This is a genomic window from Piscicoccus intestinalis NBRC 104926 (assembly GCF_001515525.1).
In the GTDB taxonomy this organism is placed as follows: Bacteria; Actinomycetota; Actinomycetes; order Actinomycetales; family Dermatophilaceae; genus Kineosphaera; species Kineosphaera intestinalis.
In genome coordinates, this window is the sequence record NZ_BCNQ01000101.1 from 1 (window position 1) to 17,658 (window position 17,658).

The window sequence follows — 17,658 nt, forward strand, 5'->3', positions numbered from 1 at the left end:
GCCCAGTCTCCCGACCCGCCTCCGGATCGGCCCGTCGGCACGCCGGCCGCCCGCAGCCGAGTCGGGCCGGTGCGCCCGCCGAGATCGCCGCGCCCCGCGGGCCGAGTCGGGGTGTGCGTGACGATGTCGTTGAGCTGCTCGACCTCGACGCCGATCCAGCCGGCGACCGTGCGGGTGTACTCCGGGCGCAGCGCCCGGTCGCGGATGCCGGCGATGATCGGCGCCACCGCCCGCATGCCGGTCACCCGCCCCTCGGCGGTGTCGAGGTCGTGCGCCGCGAGCGTCGTGCGCACCGCGAACTCGAACATCGGCACCGCCTCCTCGACGAGCCGGCGCACCTCGGCGTCGCCGCCGGACAGCCTCAGTTCGCACGGGTCCTGACCGCCGTCGGCCACCGCCACGTACGACTGGCTCGCCCACTTCTGGTCGAGCTCGAAGGCCCGCATCGCGGCCTTCTGCCCGGCGGCGTCACCGTCGAACGTGAACACGGTGCGCGCGGGCGGTCCGGCGGAGTCGTCGCGCAGGATGCGCCGCAGCGTCGCGACGTGATCGGCGCCGAACGACGTGCCGCACGTGGCGACCGCGGACTCGATGCCCGCCAGATGCGCGGCCATGACGTCGGTGTACCCCTCGACGACCACCGCCCGACGGGTCGTCGCGATCGCCTTCTTCGCCAGGTCGAGCCCGTACAGCACGGCGGTCTTCTTGTAGATCGGCGACTCGGCGGTGTTGAGGTACTTCGCGGCGATCCGGTCGTCGTCGAACAGGCGGCGGGCGCCGAATCCGACCGTCGCCCCGGTGATGTCGCGGATCGGCCACACGAGCCGGCCGCGGAACCGGTCGTACGGGCCGCGGGCGCTGCGCCCGACGAGCCCGGCGAGCACGAGGTCGTCCTCGTCGAATCCCTTCGCGCGCAGGTGCGCGACGAGGGCGGAGCCGGTGCGCGGCGCGTACCCGACGGCGAACCGCGCCGCGGCCGCCGAGTCGAAACCCCGGGCGCGCAGGAAGTCGCGGCCGGTGCGGGCGTCGGCCGAGCGCAGCAGCGTGTCGTGGTAGAACTCCTCGGCCACCCGGTGGGCCTCCATGAGGCGGCGGCGCCGCCCGTGGGCGCCGTCGTCGTGCGCGGCGCCCTCCTCGTAGCGCAGCTGCACCCCGAAACGTCCGGCGAGCGCCTCGATCGCCTCGACGAAACTCACGTGGTCGACCTTCATGACGAAGGAGATGACGTCGCCGCCCTCGTTGCAGCCGAAGCAGTGCCAGCGGCCATGGCCGGGACGCACCGTGAAGGAGGCGGTCTTCTCGTCGTGGAACGGGCACAGCCCCTTGAGGCGGCCGGTGCCGGCGCGGGTCAAGGTGACGTGATCGCGCACGACATCCTCGATCGAGGCTCGTTCCTTGACGAGCTCGACGTCCTCGTCCCGGATCCGTCCCGGCACCGCGCACCTCCGTTCCGCACTCCCCGACGAGTCTAGGCGGGCCCGGGGTCGGGCTCCGGCGCGGCTCGCGGCCGGCACCCGCCGACAGGCCCTCAGCGCCGTCAGCGCCGTCAGCGGCCGTCAGCGGCACCAGCGGGCGTGCAGCGACCAGGCCCGCACATCGGTCAGCGAGGCCACCTGGTCGATGACCACGCGGCGACGCCCGGCGTCGTCGCCGGCCTGCTCGAAGTCGGCCCGCAGCGCGGCGTCGAGCCGCTCGAGCGGCCGGGCCTCGATGGCCCGCACGAGGTCGGCGATGGCGTCCTGCTCCGCCTCGCGCACCCGCAGCCGCGCCGGCGCGAGCATGACGAAGTGCGCCGCGAGGGCCTTGAGCAGCGCGCACTCGGCGCGGGTGTCGGGCGGCACGAGCAGATCGGCCTCGTACCGCAGCAGCGGCCCCGGGCCGTGCGCCTGCCGGGTCGCCAGCTCCGCGGCCAGCACGAACCGCCCGATGAGCCGGCTCGTCAGGTCCTTCAGCGCCGCCAGCGCGCGCCGGCTCCCGTCGTAACCCAGCGGCACGAGCGGCTCGCCGCCGGCACCGTCTCCGGCGACCAGGCGCGCGGCCGCCGCGGTCAGCGCGTCGTCGTCGAGACCGCGGTCGTACCACTCGCGGGCCACCGCGAACACACCCCCCAGATCGGCCGGGCTGGTCAACACCCGCAGGTCGAGGTAGCCCGCGGTCACCGCGTCCTCGACGTCGTGCACCGAGTACGCCACGTCGTCGGACCAGTCCATCGCCTGCGCCTCCAGGCAGCGTCGCCGCGGCGGGGCCTCTCGCCGCATCCAGTCGAACGCCGCCAGGTCGTCGAGGTACACGCCGAACTTGCGGGAGCCGGTCGGTGCGGCGTCCCGCGTCCACGGGTACTTCGTCGCGGCGTCCAGGCTGGCGCGGGTGAGGTTCAGCCCCGCCGGCCGGCCGTCCGGGTGCACCCGCTTGGCCTCGAGCCGGGTCAGCAGGCGGAACGTCTGGGCGTTGCCTTCGAAGCCCCCGATCGGCGCGGCGATGACGTCGAGCGCGGCCTCCCCGTTGTGCCCGAACGGCGGGTGACCGAGGTCGTGCGCGAGACAGGCGGTGTCGACGACGTCGGCATCGCAGCCGAGCATGCCCGCGAACTCCCGACCGATCTGCGCGACCTCCAGCGAATGGGTCAACCGGTTTCTCGCGAAGTCGTCCGAATCCGGCTGCACCACCTGAGTTTTCGCCGCCAAACGGCGCAGCGCCGCGGAGTGTACGAGGCGGGCTCGGTCGCGGGCGAAGTCGTCGCGGTCGGCGCGCTTGCGAGCCGGGTCCTCGGCGACCCAACGCGCCCGGTCCCACGCCCGGTACGCGCGCGACCGCCGGTCGCGCACGTGGAAGTCGTGGGTGTTCTCCGCCACACGAAAACCATAGAGTGGTGCCGCGCGGCCGGTCGGGCGAGCCGGCCGCGAGCGCCATCCCGCGTCGCCCGTTCGACCCGTCTCCGTCCCACTGCGTCACCTCCCTTCGGAGGGCGCGGGCGGACCGATCCTCGCCCCGGCTACACTCCTTGGCCCACCCACCCGCGTCGGCCGGACCGCCGAGCGCCCGCCCACGTCGCCCGAACGGATATAACACGACCATGCACCGCCATCCCCTCATCACGCCCCAGCAGCTCGCCGCGCTGCTCGCGGGCGGTCCTGGCGACGCGCCGCTCATCCTCGACGTGCGCTGGCAACTCGGTGCTGACGACGGCTACGACGCCTACCTGCAGGGTCATCTGCCGGGCGCGGTCTTCGTCGACATGGAGCGCGATCTGTCCGGGGAGCGCACCGAGGACGGGCCGGGCGGGCGGCACCCCATGCCGACGGTCGACGACTTCGAGCTCGACATGGCGGAGTGTGGTGTCGACAACGACCGTCTCGTCGTCGTCTACGACGACTACGGCTCACTGGGCGCCGCGCGCGCCTGGTGGCTGCTGCGGCACTTCGGCAAGTTCGACGTGCTGGTGCTCGACGGCGGCATCCGCGCCTGGCGCGCGCAACGCCTGCCGATCGAGTCGGGCCTGCGGCTCGTCGAGGAGGGCGACTTCTCCGTGCGCCGCTCCCGCATCAACGTGCTCGACGCCGAGCAGGCCGCCCTGTACGCCAGGGAGGGCCTGCTCATCGACGGGCGCCCCGCCGACCGGTTCTACGGCGAGAACGAGACCGTCGACCCGGTGGCCGGGCACATCCCCGGCGCGGTCAGCGTGCCCGCCCGGTCCCTGCTCAATCCCGACGGCACGTTCCTGCCCGCGGCGCGGCTGCGCGAGGTGCTCGGCGCGGTGGGCGTCGACGGAGAGCGGCCGGTGGCGACCTACTGCGGCAGCGGGGTTCAGGCATCCCACCTCGCGTTGGCCATCTCCGCGGCCGGGCTCGGCGGCCAGGTGCCCGTGTACATCGGGTCGTGGAGCGACTGGATCACCGATCCGGCCCGGCCCATCGAGGTCGACACGCCGACTCAGGCCGCGGGCTGATCGTCACACTGTTGTGTGCGGTCACCGCGCCCAACAGTGTGCGATCAACGCAACCGTCGGGCGCTCAGCCGCCGCTGACGCTGGACTCGGCAAGCGCGACGGCGGCCGCCTGCGCGGGGTCCAGCTCGCGGGAGTCGAGCCAACGCTCGGGCAGCGCCACCCGCCGCGGTGAGCCCGACCGGCCGCGCGGGCCGTCGGCGTCCGCGCCCGGCCACGGCTGCCGGGGGTCGAGCCGCCCGAGCAACGCGTCGAGCCCGTCGAGGTCGTCGACGAGCGCGAGGTGATGCCGAACTTCGGAGCCCGCGGGAAACCCCTTGAGGTACCAGGCGATGTGCTTGCGGATGTCGCGGCAGGCCTTGCCCTCGTCGCCGTAGAACTCCGCGAGGTAGACGGTGTGCCGACGCATCGTCGCGCACACCTGCCCCAGGCTCGGGGCCGTGCGCGCCGCCGAGCCCGCGAACGCGGCCGCGAGGTCGGCGAACAGCCAGGGTCGCCCGAGGCAGCCGCGGCCGACGACGACGCCGTCGCAGCCGGTGCGGGCCACCATGTCGAGCGCGTCTTGAGCCGACCAGATGTCACCGTTGCCGAGCACGGGCACCTGAGTGACCGCCTCCTTGAGCCGGGCGACCGCGCTCCAGTCGGCCTGCCCCGAGTACGCCTGGGAGGCGGTGCGGGCGTGCAGCGCGACCGCGGCCACCCCCTCGGCCTCCGCGATCCGGCCGGCGTCGAGGTACGTCGTGTGGTCGGCGTCGATGCCGACCCGCATCTTCACCGTGACCGGCACCCCGCGCGCCGAGGCCTCGGAGACGGCGGCCGCGACGATCCCGCGGAACAGGCCGGTTTTCCAGGGCAGCGCCGCTCCCCCGCCCTTGCGGGTGACCTTGGGCACCGGGCACCCGAAGTTGAGGTCGATGTGGTCGGCGCGGTCCTCGGTGACGAGCATGCGCGTGGCCAGGCGCACGGTCGCCGGATCGACGCCATACAGCTGGATCGACCGGGGCGACTCCTCCGGGTCGTGCTCGATGAGCCGCATCGTCTCCGCGTTGCGCTCGACGAGCGCGCGGGAGGTGATCATCTCGCTGACGTACAGGCAGTCCGGGCCCCATTCGCGGCACAGCCGCCGGAACGCGCGATTCGTGATCCCCGCCATCGGAGCCAGCACGACCGGCGTGCCGATCGTGTGCGGGCCGATGCGCAGCGCGGGCGCCTGGACGGGTGCGGTGACGGACATGATCTGTCCATTGTCGCAGCCGCTACCGGGTGGTCCGGATCGGTCGTGCCGCTGCGGCCAGCGCGCGGGGGCGCCGCTAGGGTGGCGGCGTGAGCGAGACCTCGTGCTGTTCGAACCCCACGCCGAGCACCAGCGACCGCATCGCCGCGCGCCTGGACCGGCTCCCGAGGCTTGCCACCGCCGGCGTCGTCATGGCGTTGGTCGTCGTCGGGCTGGCCATCGGCGGACCGATCGGGGTGCTGCCCGCCGTGCTCGGCATTCTCGGGCTGGCGTTCATCCTGGCGGTCACGTGGCGGCGCATCACCGTCGGCGAGCGCTACCTGCGCGTCGCGGTCGTGGTGCTGCTCATCGGCCTCACGCTGGTGCGCGCCTTCCCCCAGTGACCCGAGCCACCCTGACCCGAGCCGCTGAGCGCCCACGCCCCACTTCGCCGAAAACTGCGTGTCGTGGTCAGAACTGCTGTTTGTGCCGCAGTCCCGACCACGACACGCAGTTTCGAGGGTCGTTGGGGCGTCGTCGAGCCGAGGGTCAGTCGGTGCCGAACTCCATGGCGGCGCGGTCGAGCAACTCGCCCTCGTGCTCGACGGCGCCGGCGATGGCCTTCGCGCCGCCGGGGGTGAGGTCGCCGACGAGGCTGGTGGTCGCCAGGCCCATCGCCTCGGTGCCGGCGCCCTGGCCGAGCATGCCGATGCCCACGTACTGCTCCAGGCGCGAGCGGGAGTCGGCGATGTCGAGGTTGCGCATCGTCAGCTGACCGATGCGGTCGGTGGGCCCGAAGGCGGCGTCCTCGACGCGCTCCATCGACAGCTTGTCGGGGTGGTAGCTGAAGCCGGTGCCCTGGGTGTCGAGGATCGAGTAGTCCTCACCGCGACGCAGCCGCAGCGTCACGGACCCGGTGACCGCCGAGCCGACCCACCGCTGCAGCGACTCGCGCAGCATGAGCGACTGCGGGTCCAGCCAGCGCCCCTCGTACATGAGGCGGCCCAGCCGACGGCCCTGGTCGTGATAGTTGGCGATCGTGTCTTCGTTGTGGATCGCGTTGACGAGCCGCTCGTAGCCGATGAACAGCAGCGCCATACCGGGCGCCTCGTAGATCCCGCGCGACTTGGCCTCGATGATGCGGTTCTCGATCTGGTCGGACATGCCCAGGCCGTGCCGACCGCCGATCTCGTTGGCCTTGAGCACGAGGTCGACGCTGGAGTCGAACCGCTCGCCGTTGATCGCCACCGGGCGACCCTGCTCGTAGCTGAGCGTGACGTCCTCGGTGTCGATCTGCACGGTGTCGTCCCAGAACGCGACGCCCATGATCGGCTCGACGATCTCCATGCCGACGTCGAGCTGCTCGAGGCGCTTGGCCTCGTGGGTCGCGCCCCAGATGTTGGCGTCGGTCGAGTACGCCTTCTCCTTGGAGTCGCGGTAGGGCAGGTCGCGCTCGGAGAGCCACTGGCTCATCTCGTTACGACCGCCGAGTTCGCGCACGAAGTCGGCGTCGAGCCACGGCTTGTAGATGCGCAGGTTCGGGTTGGCCAGCAGGCCGTACCGGTAGAACCGTTCGATGTCGTTGCCCTTGTAGGTGGACCCGTCGCCCCAGATCTCGACGCCGTCCTCCTTCATGGCGCGGATGAGCATCGTGCCGGTGACCGCGCGCCCCAGCGGGGTGGTGTTGAAGTAGCTGCGGCCGGCGGAGCGGATGTGGAAGGCGCCGCACGAGAGGGCCACGAGGCCCTCCTCGACGAGCGGCTCGCGGCAGTCGACGAGCCGGGAGGCGTGCGCGCCGTAGGCCTCGGCACGGCCGGGGATCGAGGCGATGTCGGTCTCGTCGTACTGCCCGATGTCGGCGGTGTAGGTGTACGGCACCGCGCCTCGCTCGCGCATCCACGCGACCGCGACCGAGGTGTCGAGGCCGCCCGAGAAGGCGATTCCGACACGTTCACCGACAGGCAGACTCGTCAGGACCTTGGACATGCCAGACACATTATGCAGACCACTGCATGAGTATTCATTCAGTCCACATCGCGGACGCATTCGGCGTCCGACCTGCGGGAACGACCGCGAGCTATCGTGTGCGGACCCTCAGGAGCCGGAGCCGGGAGCCCGATCGACCGCCCCGCCGTAGCGCCGGTCGCGGCGGGCGTAGGTCTCGCAGGCCTGCCACAGGTGCCGCCGGTCGAAGTCGGGCCACAGCGTGTCGAGGAAGACCATCTCGGCGTAGGCGCTCTGCCACAGCAGGAAGTTGCTCGTGCGCTGCTCCCCCGAGCTGCGTACGAACAGGTCGACGTCGGGCATGTCCGGGTTGGGCAGGTAGCGCGCCACGGTCTCTTCGTCGACGGAGCCGGGTCGCAGCCGGCCCGCCGCGACCTGCTCGGCGATCGCGCGCGTCGCGTCGGCGATCTCGGCGCGCCCGCCGTAGTTGACGCAGAACCAGAGGGTGAGCTTGTCGTTGTCGCGGGTGCGGTTCTGGGCGTCCTCGAGTTCGGAGATCACCGAGCGCCACAGCCGCGGCCGCCGGCCGACCCAGCGCACCCGCACCCCCCACGAGCTCATCTCGTCGCGGCGACGGCGGATGACCTCGCGGTTGAAGTTCATGAGAAAGCGCACCTCGTCGGGCGAGCGCTTCCAGTTCTCGGTGGAGAAGGCGTAGGCCGACACGTGCCGCACGCCGAGCTCGACCGCGCCGGCGAGCACGTCGAGCAGGGCGGCCTCGCCCGCGCGGTGCCCCTCGGTGCGCGGCAGCCCGCGCTCGTTGGCCCAGCGCCCGTTGCCGTCCATGACGATCGCGACGTGGTTCGGCACGAGCTCGGCAGGGATCGCCGGCGGCCGCACCCCGCTGGGATGCGCCGGCGGCTCGACGTAGCGCGCAGGCACGTGTGGACCCTACCCCGGCCGAAGGCTGCCCTTTCGGTCGAGGGCTCGCGCTACAGCCCTAGCCCTCGGCCGAAAGGGCAGCCTTCGGCCCGGAATGTGGGGTGCGTTCGACGAGGCGCAGGGAGCGCACGCCGCGCTCGAGGTGCCACTGCAGATACGCGCTGACCAGGCCGCTGCCCTCGCGGCGGTGGCGCTCGTCGCTGGCGTCGGCGACCACCCAGTCTCCTTCGAGGAGGGCGCCGAGCAGGTCGAGGGTCGCCAGGGCGGGCGCCGCGGAGCCGGGGGTGCGACACGAGGGGCACACGCACCCGCCGGAGGCGATGTTGAAGGCCTTGTGCGGGCCGGTCGCGCCGCACTTGGCGCAATCGTGGAACGACGGGGCCCAGCCGGCCATCGCCAGCGAGCGCAGCAGGTAGGCGTCGAGCACGAGCCCGGCGTCGTGCTCGCGACCGGCCAGCGCCGCGAGTCCGCCGGCCAGGAGCGTGAACTGCGGCCGCGCCGACTCCCGCGACTCGCAGAGCCGCTCGGCGGTCTCCAGCATCGCGGCGCCGGCGGTCCACGCCCCGTAGTCGCGGGCGATGTCGTGCCCGTAGGGCGCGAGCACCTCGACCTGGGTCACCGTGTCGAGCGAGCGCCCCTCGTACAGCTGCGCGTCGACGACCATGCCGGGCTCGAGCCGCGCCCCGAACCGGCTCTTCGTGCGCCGCACCCCCTTCGCGACGGCGCGCACGAGGCCGCGCTCGCGGGCCAACAGCGTGATGATGCGGTCGGCCTCCCCGAGCTTGTGGGTGCGCAGCACGATCGCGGCGTCTCGGTACAGGGGCACCCGCCCATGGTGCTACGCGGCGAACAGCGTGACCAACAGGACAGGCGCGTTGACGATGAGATGCGTGAGCATGCACGCCGGCAGGTTGCGCCGCCACCAGAAGAGCCCGTAGATGAGGGCGGCCCCGACGCCGTGCACGAGCAGCCAGGAGGTGCCGAAGAACGGCACGTGGCCGGCGGCGAAGATCGCCAGACCGATGAAGCAGGCGGCCGCGCGACTGCGCAGCACCGCGCCGAGCCGTTCGACGACGTAGCCGCGCCACAGGATCTCCTCGGTGGTCGCGACGGTGAGCAGGAGCAGCAGCACGCCGAGCGGTCCGAGCGCGACGAGCGTGTCGGTCCCCTGCTCGACGGGCGCGATCATCGAGGCCGCCCACGACCACCCCATGGCAGCGCCCGCGAAGCCGACCGCCCACCCGAGGTCGTCGCCGGTGGGGCGCACGATCCGCAGCGACGCCAGGTCGAGGCGTTCGACGCGGTGGACGAACACGATGAGCACGCCCACGGTGAGCCAGTTCCACAGCACGACCGACAGGGGGTTGCCCGACGGCAGCGGCAGCCCAAGCGCACGCGCTGCGTCGGGCACCGCCCAGTTCAGCCCGTAGACGATCAGGAGCCCGATGAGCACAAGATGAGCCGGCACCCGGCGCGCCGACTGGAAGGCGTGAGACATGTTTTTAGAGTACCCACTCTAGAGTGGCTGATCTATAGTGATTGAGGGTCGGGGCGAGGAGGCGGTGGATGCACGCGGGACCGCGCGGAGGCCGACGCGAGGCGATCCTCGCGGCCGGCTACGAGTGCATCGCCGAGCTGGGCTACGCCGGCGCGACGACGGCGCGCATCTGCGAACGCGCCGGCGTCAGCAGCGGGACGTTCTTCCACCACTTCCCCACCAAGCTCGACCTGCTCGTCGAGCTCATCGACCACCCCGACGACCCCGACGACGCGGGCGACCCCGACGCTCGCGAGAAGCCGGGCGAAGAACCCGACCCGGGCGATCCGCTGCAGCGCATCGTCGACCTCGTGCGCGCCGAGGCGCAGGAGGCCCGTGACCCGCACGCGGCCCGTTTCTACCTCGAGGTCGCGGCGCAGCTGACCCAGGAGCTGGTCGCAGCTGCCCTCGATCGCGCCGACGCCCGGCAGCAGTCCGCGATGAGCGCGCACGTGGAAGCCGGCCAGCAACGCGGCTCCGTACGCACCGACGAGCCGCCGACGACGCTCGCGCGGTGGGTCACCCTCGTCGTCGACGGCTACACGGGACGGGTCGCGGTCGAGCCGGTGTTCGCGTCGCCCGCGAACGAGGCGCTGCTCGTCGACGCGGTGTTGCGGCTACTGCGCCCGTGAGCGCGGTTCGCCGATGCTCAGGCCCGACCGACGAGGCGGGCGACCTCGGCGGCGCACCCCCACGAGAGGGTCACGCCGGAGCCGCCGTGGCCGTAGCAGTGCACGACGCGCCGCTCGCCGCTGATCTCCTCCTCGAGGCGCACGCTGGGCCGTCCGGGGCGCAGCCCGACGCGGTGGGCGACGACCCGGGCGCGTTCGAGGCGCCACCCGAATTCGGGCACCATCCGCGCGCATCGGGCGACGATGGCCCGTGCCACGGCCGGGTCCGGCATCGTTCCCCACACACTGTCCTGTGCGGTTCCGCCGAGCACGATCGTCTCCGAGCGCGGGATCGCGTAGGCGAGTTCGGAGTCGTCGACCCACCACTGCTCGAGGCCGACCTGCTCGACGACGACGACCTGCCCGCGGATCGGCGTCATCGACGGGTCCCGGGCCAGCCCGAGCGCCCCGAGGCCCGAGCAGTTGACGACCGTGACCCCCTCGGGCCGCGGCAGGTGCGGCAGCGCCATCCGGGTCAGCGTGCCGCCGAGCTCGTGCAGCCGTCGGGTGAGCCAGTCGAGGTAGACCGGCATCTCGATGACCGGCACCCGCAGGCTCCACCCGCCGGCGTACCCGTCGGGCACCCGTTCGGCCTCCCGGAACGTGGGGACCGCGCCGGCCCACTCCGGTCGCGGAGACCGTTCGCGCAGCAGCTCGACGCCCCAGCGGGAGACGACCCCGGTCGCGGGGTCGGCGGCGAGCTCCTCGAAGACGGCCAGGGAGGCGGCGCCCCACGCGTCGACCTGCTCGCGCGGGTAGGCGAGGTAGGGGTACCACAGCGCGGCCGCGACGGCCGAGGTCGTCTCCTGAGGCAGCTCGCGGGCGATGACGTCGACCCGGTGACCGGCCTGAAGGAGCCGGATCGCGCAGCTCAGGCCGATGACACCGGCTCCGACGACGATGACCCGACCCATGCTCGCACTCCCGACTTCGGCGCCCGCGCTCGTCGGTCGTGCCGCGCATCGGCCCGTGCCCGCGCGAGTCGCATTGCGAACACCCTATCGACGCCACGCCCTCCCGCCTGCGAAAGTCGAACACTCGAACGGTCATTAGCACTGGCGTTCGAACCATGGGCTATCGTGGCGGCATGACCGGTTTCCAGGGCTCGCTGCTCGACGTCACCGACGAGCTGTGCCTGCACGGGCTCGGCCCGGCGGTGCGGCGCACCGAACTGACCGACGGCGCGTGGGTCGACGTGCGCCCCGGCTGGGTCGGCGGCGCCGACGAGGTGTTCGCGCTCATGCGCGATCGGGTCGACTGGCAGGCCGAGCGGCGCCGCATGTACGACCGGGTGCTCGACGTGCCCCGGCTCGTGCGTTTCTACGGCGCCCGCGAGACGCTGCCGCACCCGCTGCTCGACGACGCCCGGGCCGCGCTGAGCGAGCACTACGCGGCCGAACTCGGCGAGCCGTTCGCGACCGCGGGCCTGTGCTACTACCGCGACGGCCGCGACTCGGTGGCCTGGCACGGCGACCGCATCGGGCGCGGCCGCACCGACGACACGATGGTCGCCATCGTCTCGGTCGGTACGCCGCGCCCCCTGCTGCTGCGGCCCGCCTCCGGCGGTCGCTCGCTGCGGTTCCAGCTGGGCCACGGCGACCTGCTCGTCATGGGCGGCTCGTGCCAGCGCACGTGGGAGCACTGCGTGCCGAAGGTCGACGCCTCGACCGGCCCCCGCATCAGCATCCAGTTCCGCCCCCGCGACGTGCGCTGAACGTGCGAGCGAGGCAGCCGGGGCAGGAGACCAACGTCCCGCGCTGGACGGGCTGCGCCCAAACGCCAGCGGGAGCCGGAGGCGGGCTGGAAGACTGCCCGCATGGCGCGCGAATTCGGAAAAGTAGCTGTGGTAGGCGTCGGCACGATCGGCGCCGGCATCGTCGAGATCTTCGCCCGGTCGGGTCGCGACGTCATCGCGGTCGCTCTCAACGACGAGAAGGCCGAGCGCGGAAAGTACCTGTTGGAGCGCTCGACTCAGGCCGCGGTCGACGGCGGCAAGATGGAGGCCGCCGACCGCGAGGCGACGCTGGGCCGGGTGAGCATCACCACCGACATCACGCAGGTGGCGCAGGCCGACCTCGTCATCGAGGCGGTCAGCGAGACCATCGAGGCCAAGCGCAAGGTCGTCGGCCAGCTCGAGGTGATCATCTCCGACGAGGCGGTGCTCGCGACGAACACCTCCAGCCACTCGGTGACCGACATCGCCGCGGCCATGCAGCTGCCGGGTCGCGTCATCGGCACCCACTTCTTCCCGCCGATCCCGGTCATGCGCCTCGTGGAGATCGTGCGCACCGTGATGACGGATCCGCCGGTCATCGACGAGGTCGTCGAACTCATGCGCTCCCTCGACAAGGACCCGATCGTCGTCGAGGATCGCGCCGGATACATCGCCGACGCGCTCGTGCTCGGCTACCTCAACCACGCCGTCGAGATGTACGAGGCGAAGTACGCCACCCGCGAGGACATCGATGCCGCGATGAAGCTCGGCTGCGGCCTGCCCCGCGGCCCGCTGGAGCTGCTCGACCTCATCGGCCTGGACACCGCCTACTCGGTGCTCGACACCATGCACACGGCCAGCGGCAACCCGCTGCACGCACCCCGGCCGATCCTCAAGCAGATGGTCACCGCGGGCCTGCTCGGGCGCAAGAGCGGGCGCGGCTTCTACAGCTACGAGCAGCCCGACTCCGCCAAGGTCGTGCCCGACAAGCTGACGCCGTCGGCCGAGGTCTCCGGCCAGGACACCCGCACGATCGAGAAGGTCGGCGTCGTCGGCAACGGCACGATGGCCATGGGCATCGTCGAGGTCTTCGCCAAGGCCGGCTACCCCGTGACGTTCGTCGCCCGTTCGCAGGAGAAGGCGGACCGCTCGCTCGGCAAGCTCACCGCCTCCCTCGACAAGGCCGTGGGCCGCGGCAAGATGACGCAGGAGGGCCGCGACGCCGCGCTCGGCCTGGTCACTGCGGCCTCCGCGCTGACCGACCTGGGTGACGTCGACATCGTCGTGGAGGCGATCGCCGAGGACCTCGCCGTCAAGCAGGACACGTTCGCCCGGCTCGACGAGATCTGCAAGCCCGGCGCGATCCTGGCCACGACGACCTCCTCGCTGCCGGTCATCAAGTGCGCGGTCGCCACGTCGCGTCCGCAGGACGTCATCGGTATGCACTTCTTCAACCCGGCCCAGGTCATGAAGCTCGTCGAGGTCGTCTCGACGGTCTCCACGGCCGATGACGTCACCGCCACCGTCGCGCAACTGTGCGCGAGCATCAAGAAGCACGCGGTGTTCTGCGCCGACGTCTCGGGCTTCATCGTCAACGCCCTGTTGTTCCCCTACCTCAACGACGCGGTGACGATGCTGGCCTCGCAGTACGCCACGATCGACGAGATCGACCTGGCGATGAAGGTCGGCTGCGGCTACCCGATGGGCCCGTTCGAGCTGCTCGACGTCGTCGGGCTCGACGTGTCGCTGGCGATCCAGCAGGAGCTGTTCACCGAGTTCCGCCAGCCGGCGTTCGCGCCGTCGCCGCTGCTGGAGTACCTCGTGCAGGCCGGTTTCCTCGGCCGCAAGACCGGCCGCGGGTTCCATAACTACGCGCGCTGACCAGAGCCAGACGAAGGGGCCGGATCCGTTGGGATCCGGCCCCTTTCGGCATCCGTGAGACGAGGCTCAGGGCCCGCCGCCGGGCCGGGAGACCGGCGCGGAGTCGGCCGGGTCGGCGTCGCGCTGCGCGCGGTTGACGGCCGACAGGATCGCCGACAGCGAGGCCCGCACGATCGAGGAGTGCACCCCGACTCCCCACAGCACGCGGTCTCCGACGGCGCACTCGACGAACGCGGCGGCCTTGGAGTCGCTGCCGGCGGTCAGCGCGTGCTCGGAGTAGTCGAGCACCCGGGCGTCGACACCGACCGTGCTCAGGGCGTCGATGAACGCGGCGATCGGGCCGTTGCCACGACCCTCGATCTCGACCTCGCGGCCGAACTGGGTCTTGTCGGTGACCGTCGCCCAGATGTGGTCCTTGCCGTCGGAATCCGAGGAGCTGCGCACGGAGACGGGCGCGAACCGGCCCCACGCGGTGTCGCCGTTGTTCGTGCCCGGCAGGTACTCGTCGGAGAACACGTCCCACAGCTGCGCGGCGGTCATCTCCCCGCCCTGCGTGTCGGTGCGGCGCTGGACGACGCCCGACAGCTCGATCTGCAGGCGGCGCGGCAGGTCCAGGCCGTACTCGCTGTGCAGGAGGTAGGCGACGCCGCCCTTGCCGGACTGGCTGTTGACGCGCACGACCGCCTCGTAGCTGCGGCCGATGTCGTGCGGGTCGACGGGCAGGTAGGGCACGCCCCAGACGAGGTCGTTGATCTGCTTGCCGGTGGCCTTGGCCTGGCGCTCCATGTCTTCGAAGCCCTTCTTGATCGCGTCCTGGTGCGACCCGGAGAAGGCGGTGAAGACGAGGTCTCCGCCGTAGGGGTGGCGCTCGGGCACCGGCAGCTGGTTGCAGTACTCGACGACGCGGCGCACGTTCTCGATGTCGGAGAAGTCGATCTGCGGGTCGACGCCCTGGCTGAACAGGTTCATGCCGAGGGTCACCAGGCACACGTTGCCGGTGCGCTCGCCGTTGCCGAACAGGCAGCCCTCGATGCGGTCGGCCCCGGCCAGGTAGCCCAGCTCGGCGGCGGCCACCCCGGTGCCGCGGTCGTTGTGCGGGTGCAGGCTGAGGATCGTCGAGTCGCGGCGCTCCAGGTTGCGGCACATCCACTCGATGGAGTCGGCGTAGACGTTCGGGGTGGCCATCTCGACGGTGGCGGGCAAGTTGACGATCATCGGCCGGTCGGGAGTCGGCTCGAAGATGGCGGCGACCTCGTTGCAGATGCGGGCGGCGAACTCCAGCTCGGTGCCCGTGTACGACTCCGGGGAGTACTCGTAGGTGATCGCCGTCTGCGGGATCGTCTCCTCGAGCTTGCGGCACAGCCGCGCCCCCTGCAGGGCGATGTCGATGATGCCGTCCTGGTCCTTGTCGAAGACGACCCGCCGCTGCAGCACCGACGTCGAGTTGTACAGGTGCACGATCGCCTGCTTGGCGCCGGCGATCGCGTCGTAGGTGCGCTCGATGAGGTGGTCGCGGGCCTGGGTCAGCACCTGGATCGTCACGTCGTCGGGAATGCGGCCCTCGTCGATGAGCGCGCGGCAGAAGTCGAAGTCGGTCTGGCTCGCCGACGGGAAGCCGACCTCGATCTCCTTGTAGCCCATGTCGACGAGCAACTCGAACATGCGCATCTTGCGCTCGCGGTTCATCGGGTCGATGAGCGCCTGGTTGCCGTCGCGCAGGTCGACCGCGCACCAGCGCGGGGCGGTCGTGATCGTCTTGTCGGGCCACGTGCGGTCGGGCAACTCGACCGTGATCTGGTCCTGGAACGGGACGTACTTGCCAATCGGCATGCCCGAGGGCTTCTGCTGGTTCTTCATCGTGTCGTCGCTTTCGTCTCTGCTGGGGTCAGGCCGGACAGCATCGACTCCGCGACGAGGGCGGCCTGTCTAGTAGGCCTCGCCGCGGCGACGAAGCAGGAGGTTCCTGCGCGATCCGAAGAACACCCCTGCACCGTAGCGGCTCCCGGCGCCGCGCGTCCACGCGGGTGCCGGCTCGGCGCGTCGGCACGCCCCGCTACTGCTTGCGCGGCCGCCCGCGGCGCGGCAGGGGGCGGGCGTCGCGCGGGGCCCGGCCCTCGGCCTCCAGGGCTCGGCGCAGCACGATCTCGATCTGCGCGTTGACGCTGCGCAGCTCGTCGGACGCCCAGCGCGCCAGCGCCTCGTGCACGGCAGGGTCGAGCCGCAGCAGCACCTGCTTGCGCTGCTGCTGCGGCTCCGGCTTGTCGTTCCCGCCTGACACAATCCGTCCGATCCGTCGAGGGTCCGATCGAGGTCAGGTGTAGAGACTGCCGGTGTTGACGACCGGAGTGGCCCGCTGTTCGCCGCACAGCACGACGAGCAGGTTGCTGACCATCGCCGCGCGGCGCTCCTCGTCGAGGGCGACGACCGAGTCGGCCTCCAAGCGCTGCAGGGCGTCCTCGACCATGCCGACCGCGCCGTCGACGATGCGGGCGCGGGCCGCGACGATCGCGCCGGCCTGCTGGCGCTGCAGCATCGCCTGGGCGATCTCCGGGGCGTAGGCCAGGTGGGCGATGCGCACCTCGATGACCTCGACACCGGCGATGATGACGCGCTCGGCCACCTCGTGCGCCAGCTCCGCGCTGACCAGGTCGGTGCTGCCGCGCAGCGACGTGGCGCCACCCTCGTAGTCGTCGTAGGGGTGCGTCGTCGCCACGTGCCGCAGCGCCGCCTCCGCCTGCACGTGCACGAAGTCGTCGTAGTCCTCGACCGCGAACCGCGCCTTGGCTGTATCAGCCACCTGCCACACGACGATGGCGCCGATCTCGACCGGGTTGCCGTGCGCGTCGTTGACCTTGACGACGCTCGTCTCGAAGTTGTGCACCCGCACGGATACGGTGGGCTTGGTCGTCAGCGGCATCACCATCGTCAGGCCCTCGCGCCGGTTCGTGCCGACGTACTGCCCGAAGAACTGCAGCACCTTCGTCTGCCCCGGCTGCACGATCGTCACCGAGCTGAGCACGAGCACCGCGGCGACGAACAGCACCCCGGCGCCGATCAGCGCGCCCAGGCCGCCGGTGCCGGCGTCGAGCGCGATGCCCCCGATGACCGCCAGATAGATCGCCACGCCGAGCAACACGACCCCGACGAGCAGCGCGAGGAAGCCGTTGACCGCCCAGGCCCGGCGCTCGGTGACGTCGACCCGCGCGCCCGAGTGCCCCACCGGCGTCGCCTGCGGCGGCACCTCCTGCGGACCCTCCGTGGTGCCCTCGGCCGTCGCGCGCTCGTCCTGCGGTTCTCGGTCCTCGCTCGACACCGACGCGTCTCTGCGCCCCTGCTCGTCCATCTGACCTCCCTTTCGTCGGTCCACTCGACCCCTGATATCTAAGTGATATCAGATTTATGACGGTGGTGGGTGGGCTTCGGTTCCCTCGGTGCCGGAGCGGTGCCGGAGCTCTCTCGGCTCGAACCTTGTCGGTGGTCGGTGCTTCAATCGTTGGCATGACGAATCACCGTGAATGTCACGACATCTCGCGCGAGGCCGTGCGATGCACGGTGGTCCCGCCGTTCCTGCTGCAGCGCCTCGCACGCTCCGGAGACAGCCCGGCCGCCAGCGTCGCCCGCGACACCCTGCGCCTCGAACACACGATGCGCGTGCGGCGCGAGGCGCGCTCGATGCGCCAGCCCCGCCCGACCGGCGGCAGCACTCCCACGACCGGGAACGGCCCCGACACCGACGAGGGCGGCGCTCCGGGTGGGGCAGGCTTCGTGCCCGACCGGCTGCAGCGCCACCCTCGGCTGCGCGAGCACCACCGC

At 71.7% G+C, this 17,658-nt stretch carries 16 protein-coding genes and 1 pseudogene; 6 read left to right on the plus strand and 11 right to left on the minus strand.

Going from position 1 to position 17,658, the window contains the following annotated elements; translation table 11 throughout:
* Positions 1-1,436 (minus strand): DNA primase (gene dnaG, locus PINTE_RS14970; RefSeq protein ID WP_157087277.1); only part of this gene is annotated, 1,436 nt, incomplete at its 3' end.
* A 120-nt stretch (positions 1,437-1,556) separates the two neighbouring features.
* Positions 1,557-2,852, minus strand: coding sequence for a deoxyguanosinetriphosphate triphosphohydrolase (locus tag PINTE_RS14975; protein WP_373280166.1), 1,296 nt, complete (start codon positions 2,850-2,852; stop codon positions 1,557-1,559).
* Positions 2,853-3,073: 221 nt separating this feature from the next.
* Here PINTE_RS14975 and PINTE_RS14980 point away from each other — a divergent pair, with 221 nt between their 5' ends.
* Positions 3,074-3,946, plus strand: coding sequence for a sulfurtransferase (locus tag PINTE_RS14980; protein ID WP_068432351.1), 873 nt, complete (start codon positions 3,074-3,076; stop codon positions 3,944-3,946).
* Between the two features lie 64 nt (positions 3,947-4,010).
* Here PINTE_RS14980 and dusB read toward each other — a convergent pair whose 3' ends face one another.
* Positions 4,011-5,177, minus strand: coding sequence for a tRNA dihydrouridine synthase DusB (gene dusB, locus PINTE_RS14985; protein WP_068432353.1), 1,167 nt, complete (start codon positions 5,175-5,177; stop codon positions 4,011-4,013).
* An 89-nt stretch (positions 5,178-5,266) separates the two neighbouring features.
* Between dusB and PINTE_RS14990 the strand changes: the two genes are divergently transcribed.
* Positions 5,267-5,560 (plus strand): hypothetical protein, encoded by a 294-nt coding sequence (locus PINTE_RS14990; protein ID WP_068432355.1) that lies wholly within the window; start codon positions 5,267-5,269, stop codon positions 5,558-5,560.
* Positions 5,561-5,705: 145 nt separating this feature from the next.
* On the opposite strand, the gene argG is transcribed toward PINTE_RS14990, so the two are convergent.
* The 4 genes from argG to PINTE_RS15010 form a co-directional block, all read right to left on the minus strand.
* A complete protein-coding gene (gene argG / locus PINTE_RS14995; RefSeq protein WP_068432358.1) occupies positions 5,706-7,142 on the minus strand; it encodes an argininosuccinate synthase in 1,437 nt (478 codons plus the stop codon).
* A 108-nt stretch (positions 7,143-7,250) separates the two neighbouring features.
* Positions 7,251-8,042 carry an isoprenyl transferase gene (locus PINTE_RS15000; RefSeq protein ID WP_068432361.1) on the minus strand — a complete coding sequence of 264 codons (792 nt, stop codon included), beginning with the start codon at positions 8,040-8,042 and terminating at the stop codon, positions 7,251-7,253.
* Positions 8,043-8,100: 58 nt separating this feature from the next.
* On the minus strand, positions 8,101-8,868 hold the full coding sequence (gene recO, locus PINTE_RS15005) for a DNA repair protein RecO (protein WP_068432363.1): 768 nt from the start codon (positions 8,866-8,868) through the stop codon (positions 8,101-8,103).
* Positions 8,869-8,880: 12 nt separating this feature from the next.
* Positions 8,881-9,540: a CPBP family intramembrane glutamic endopeptidase gene (locus tag PINTE_RS15010; protein ID WP_084343644.1), complete on the minus strand. Its 660-nt coding sequence runs from the start codon at positions 9,538-9,540 to the stop codon at positions 8,881-8,883.
* 68 nt (positions 9,541-9,608) lie between these two features.
* On the opposite strand from PINTE_RS15010, the gene PINTE_RS15015 reads away from it, so the two are divergent.
* Entirely contained in the window at positions 9,609-10,211 is a 603-nt protein-coding gene (locus PINTE_RS15015; RefSeq protein ID WP_068432369.1) for a TetR/AcrR family transcriptional regulator, read from the plus strand.
* Positions 10,212-10,228: 17 nt separating this feature from the next.
* Here PINTE_RS15015 and PINTE_RS15020 read toward each other — a convergent pair whose 3' ends face one another.
* Complete coding sequence (locus PINTE_RS15020) at positions 10,229-11,164, minus strand: FAD-dependent oxidoreductase (RefSeq protein WP_068432373.1); 936 nt, start codon at positions 11,162-11,164, stop codon at positions 10,229-10,231.
* 173 nt (positions 11,165-11,337) lie between these two features.
* Here PINTE_RS15020 and PINTE_RS15025 point away from each other — a divergent pair, with 173 nt between their 5' ends.
* Both PINTE_RS15025 and PINTE_RS15030 read left to right on the plus strand, forming a co-directional pair.
* The gene (locus tag PINTE_RS15025) at positions 11,338-11,964 is read left to right on the plus strand and encodes an alpha-ketoglutarate-dependent dioxygenase AlkB (RefSeq protein ID WP_068432374.1); all 627 of its coding nucleotides are present in this window, start codon (positions 11,338-11,340) and stop codon (positions 11,962-11,964) included.
* A 102-nt stretch (positions 11,965-12,066) separates the two neighbouring features.
* The gene (locus PINTE_RS15030; protein ID WP_068432376.1) at positions 12,067-13,845 is read left to right on the plus strand and encodes a 3-hydroxyacyl-CoA dehydrogenase family protein; all 1,779 of its coding nucleotides are present in this window, start codon (positions 12,067-12,069) and stop codon (positions 13,843-13,845) included.
* A gap of 66 nt (positions 13,846-13,911) precedes the next feature.
* Here the strand turns inward: PINTE_RS15030 and leuA are convergent, their stop codons facing one another.
* From leuA to PINTE_RS15045, 3 genes are all read right to left on the minus strand, one after another.
* Positions 13,912-15,702: a 2-isopropylmalate synthase gene (leuA, locus tag PINTE_RS15035; RefSeq protein WP_068432377.1), complete on the minus strand. Its 1,791-nt coding sequence runs from the start codon at positions 15,700-15,702 to the stop codon at positions 13,912-13,914.
* A gap of 196 nt (positions 15,703-15,898) precedes the next feature.
* A complete protein-coding gene (locus PINTE_RS15040; RefSeq protein ID WP_068432378.1) occupies positions 15,899-16,123 on the minus strand; it encodes a type II toxin-antitoxin system antitoxin in 225 nt (74 codons plus the stop codon).
* A gap of 33 nt (positions 16,124-16,156) precedes the next feature.
* Positions 16,157-17,188 carry an SPFH domain-containing protein gene (locus PINTE_RS15045; protein WP_084343646.1) on the minus strand — a complete coding sequence of 344 codons (1,032 nt, stop codon included), beginning with the start codon at positions 17,186-17,188 and terminating at the stop codon, positions 16,157-16,159.
* 155 nt (positions 17,189-17,343) lie between these two features.
* On the opposite strand from PINTE_RS15045, the pseudogene PINTE_RS15050 reads away from it, so the two are divergent.
* Positions 17,344-17,658, plus strand: a pseudogene (locus tag PINTE_RS15050) (hypothetical protein); the annotation flags it as partial.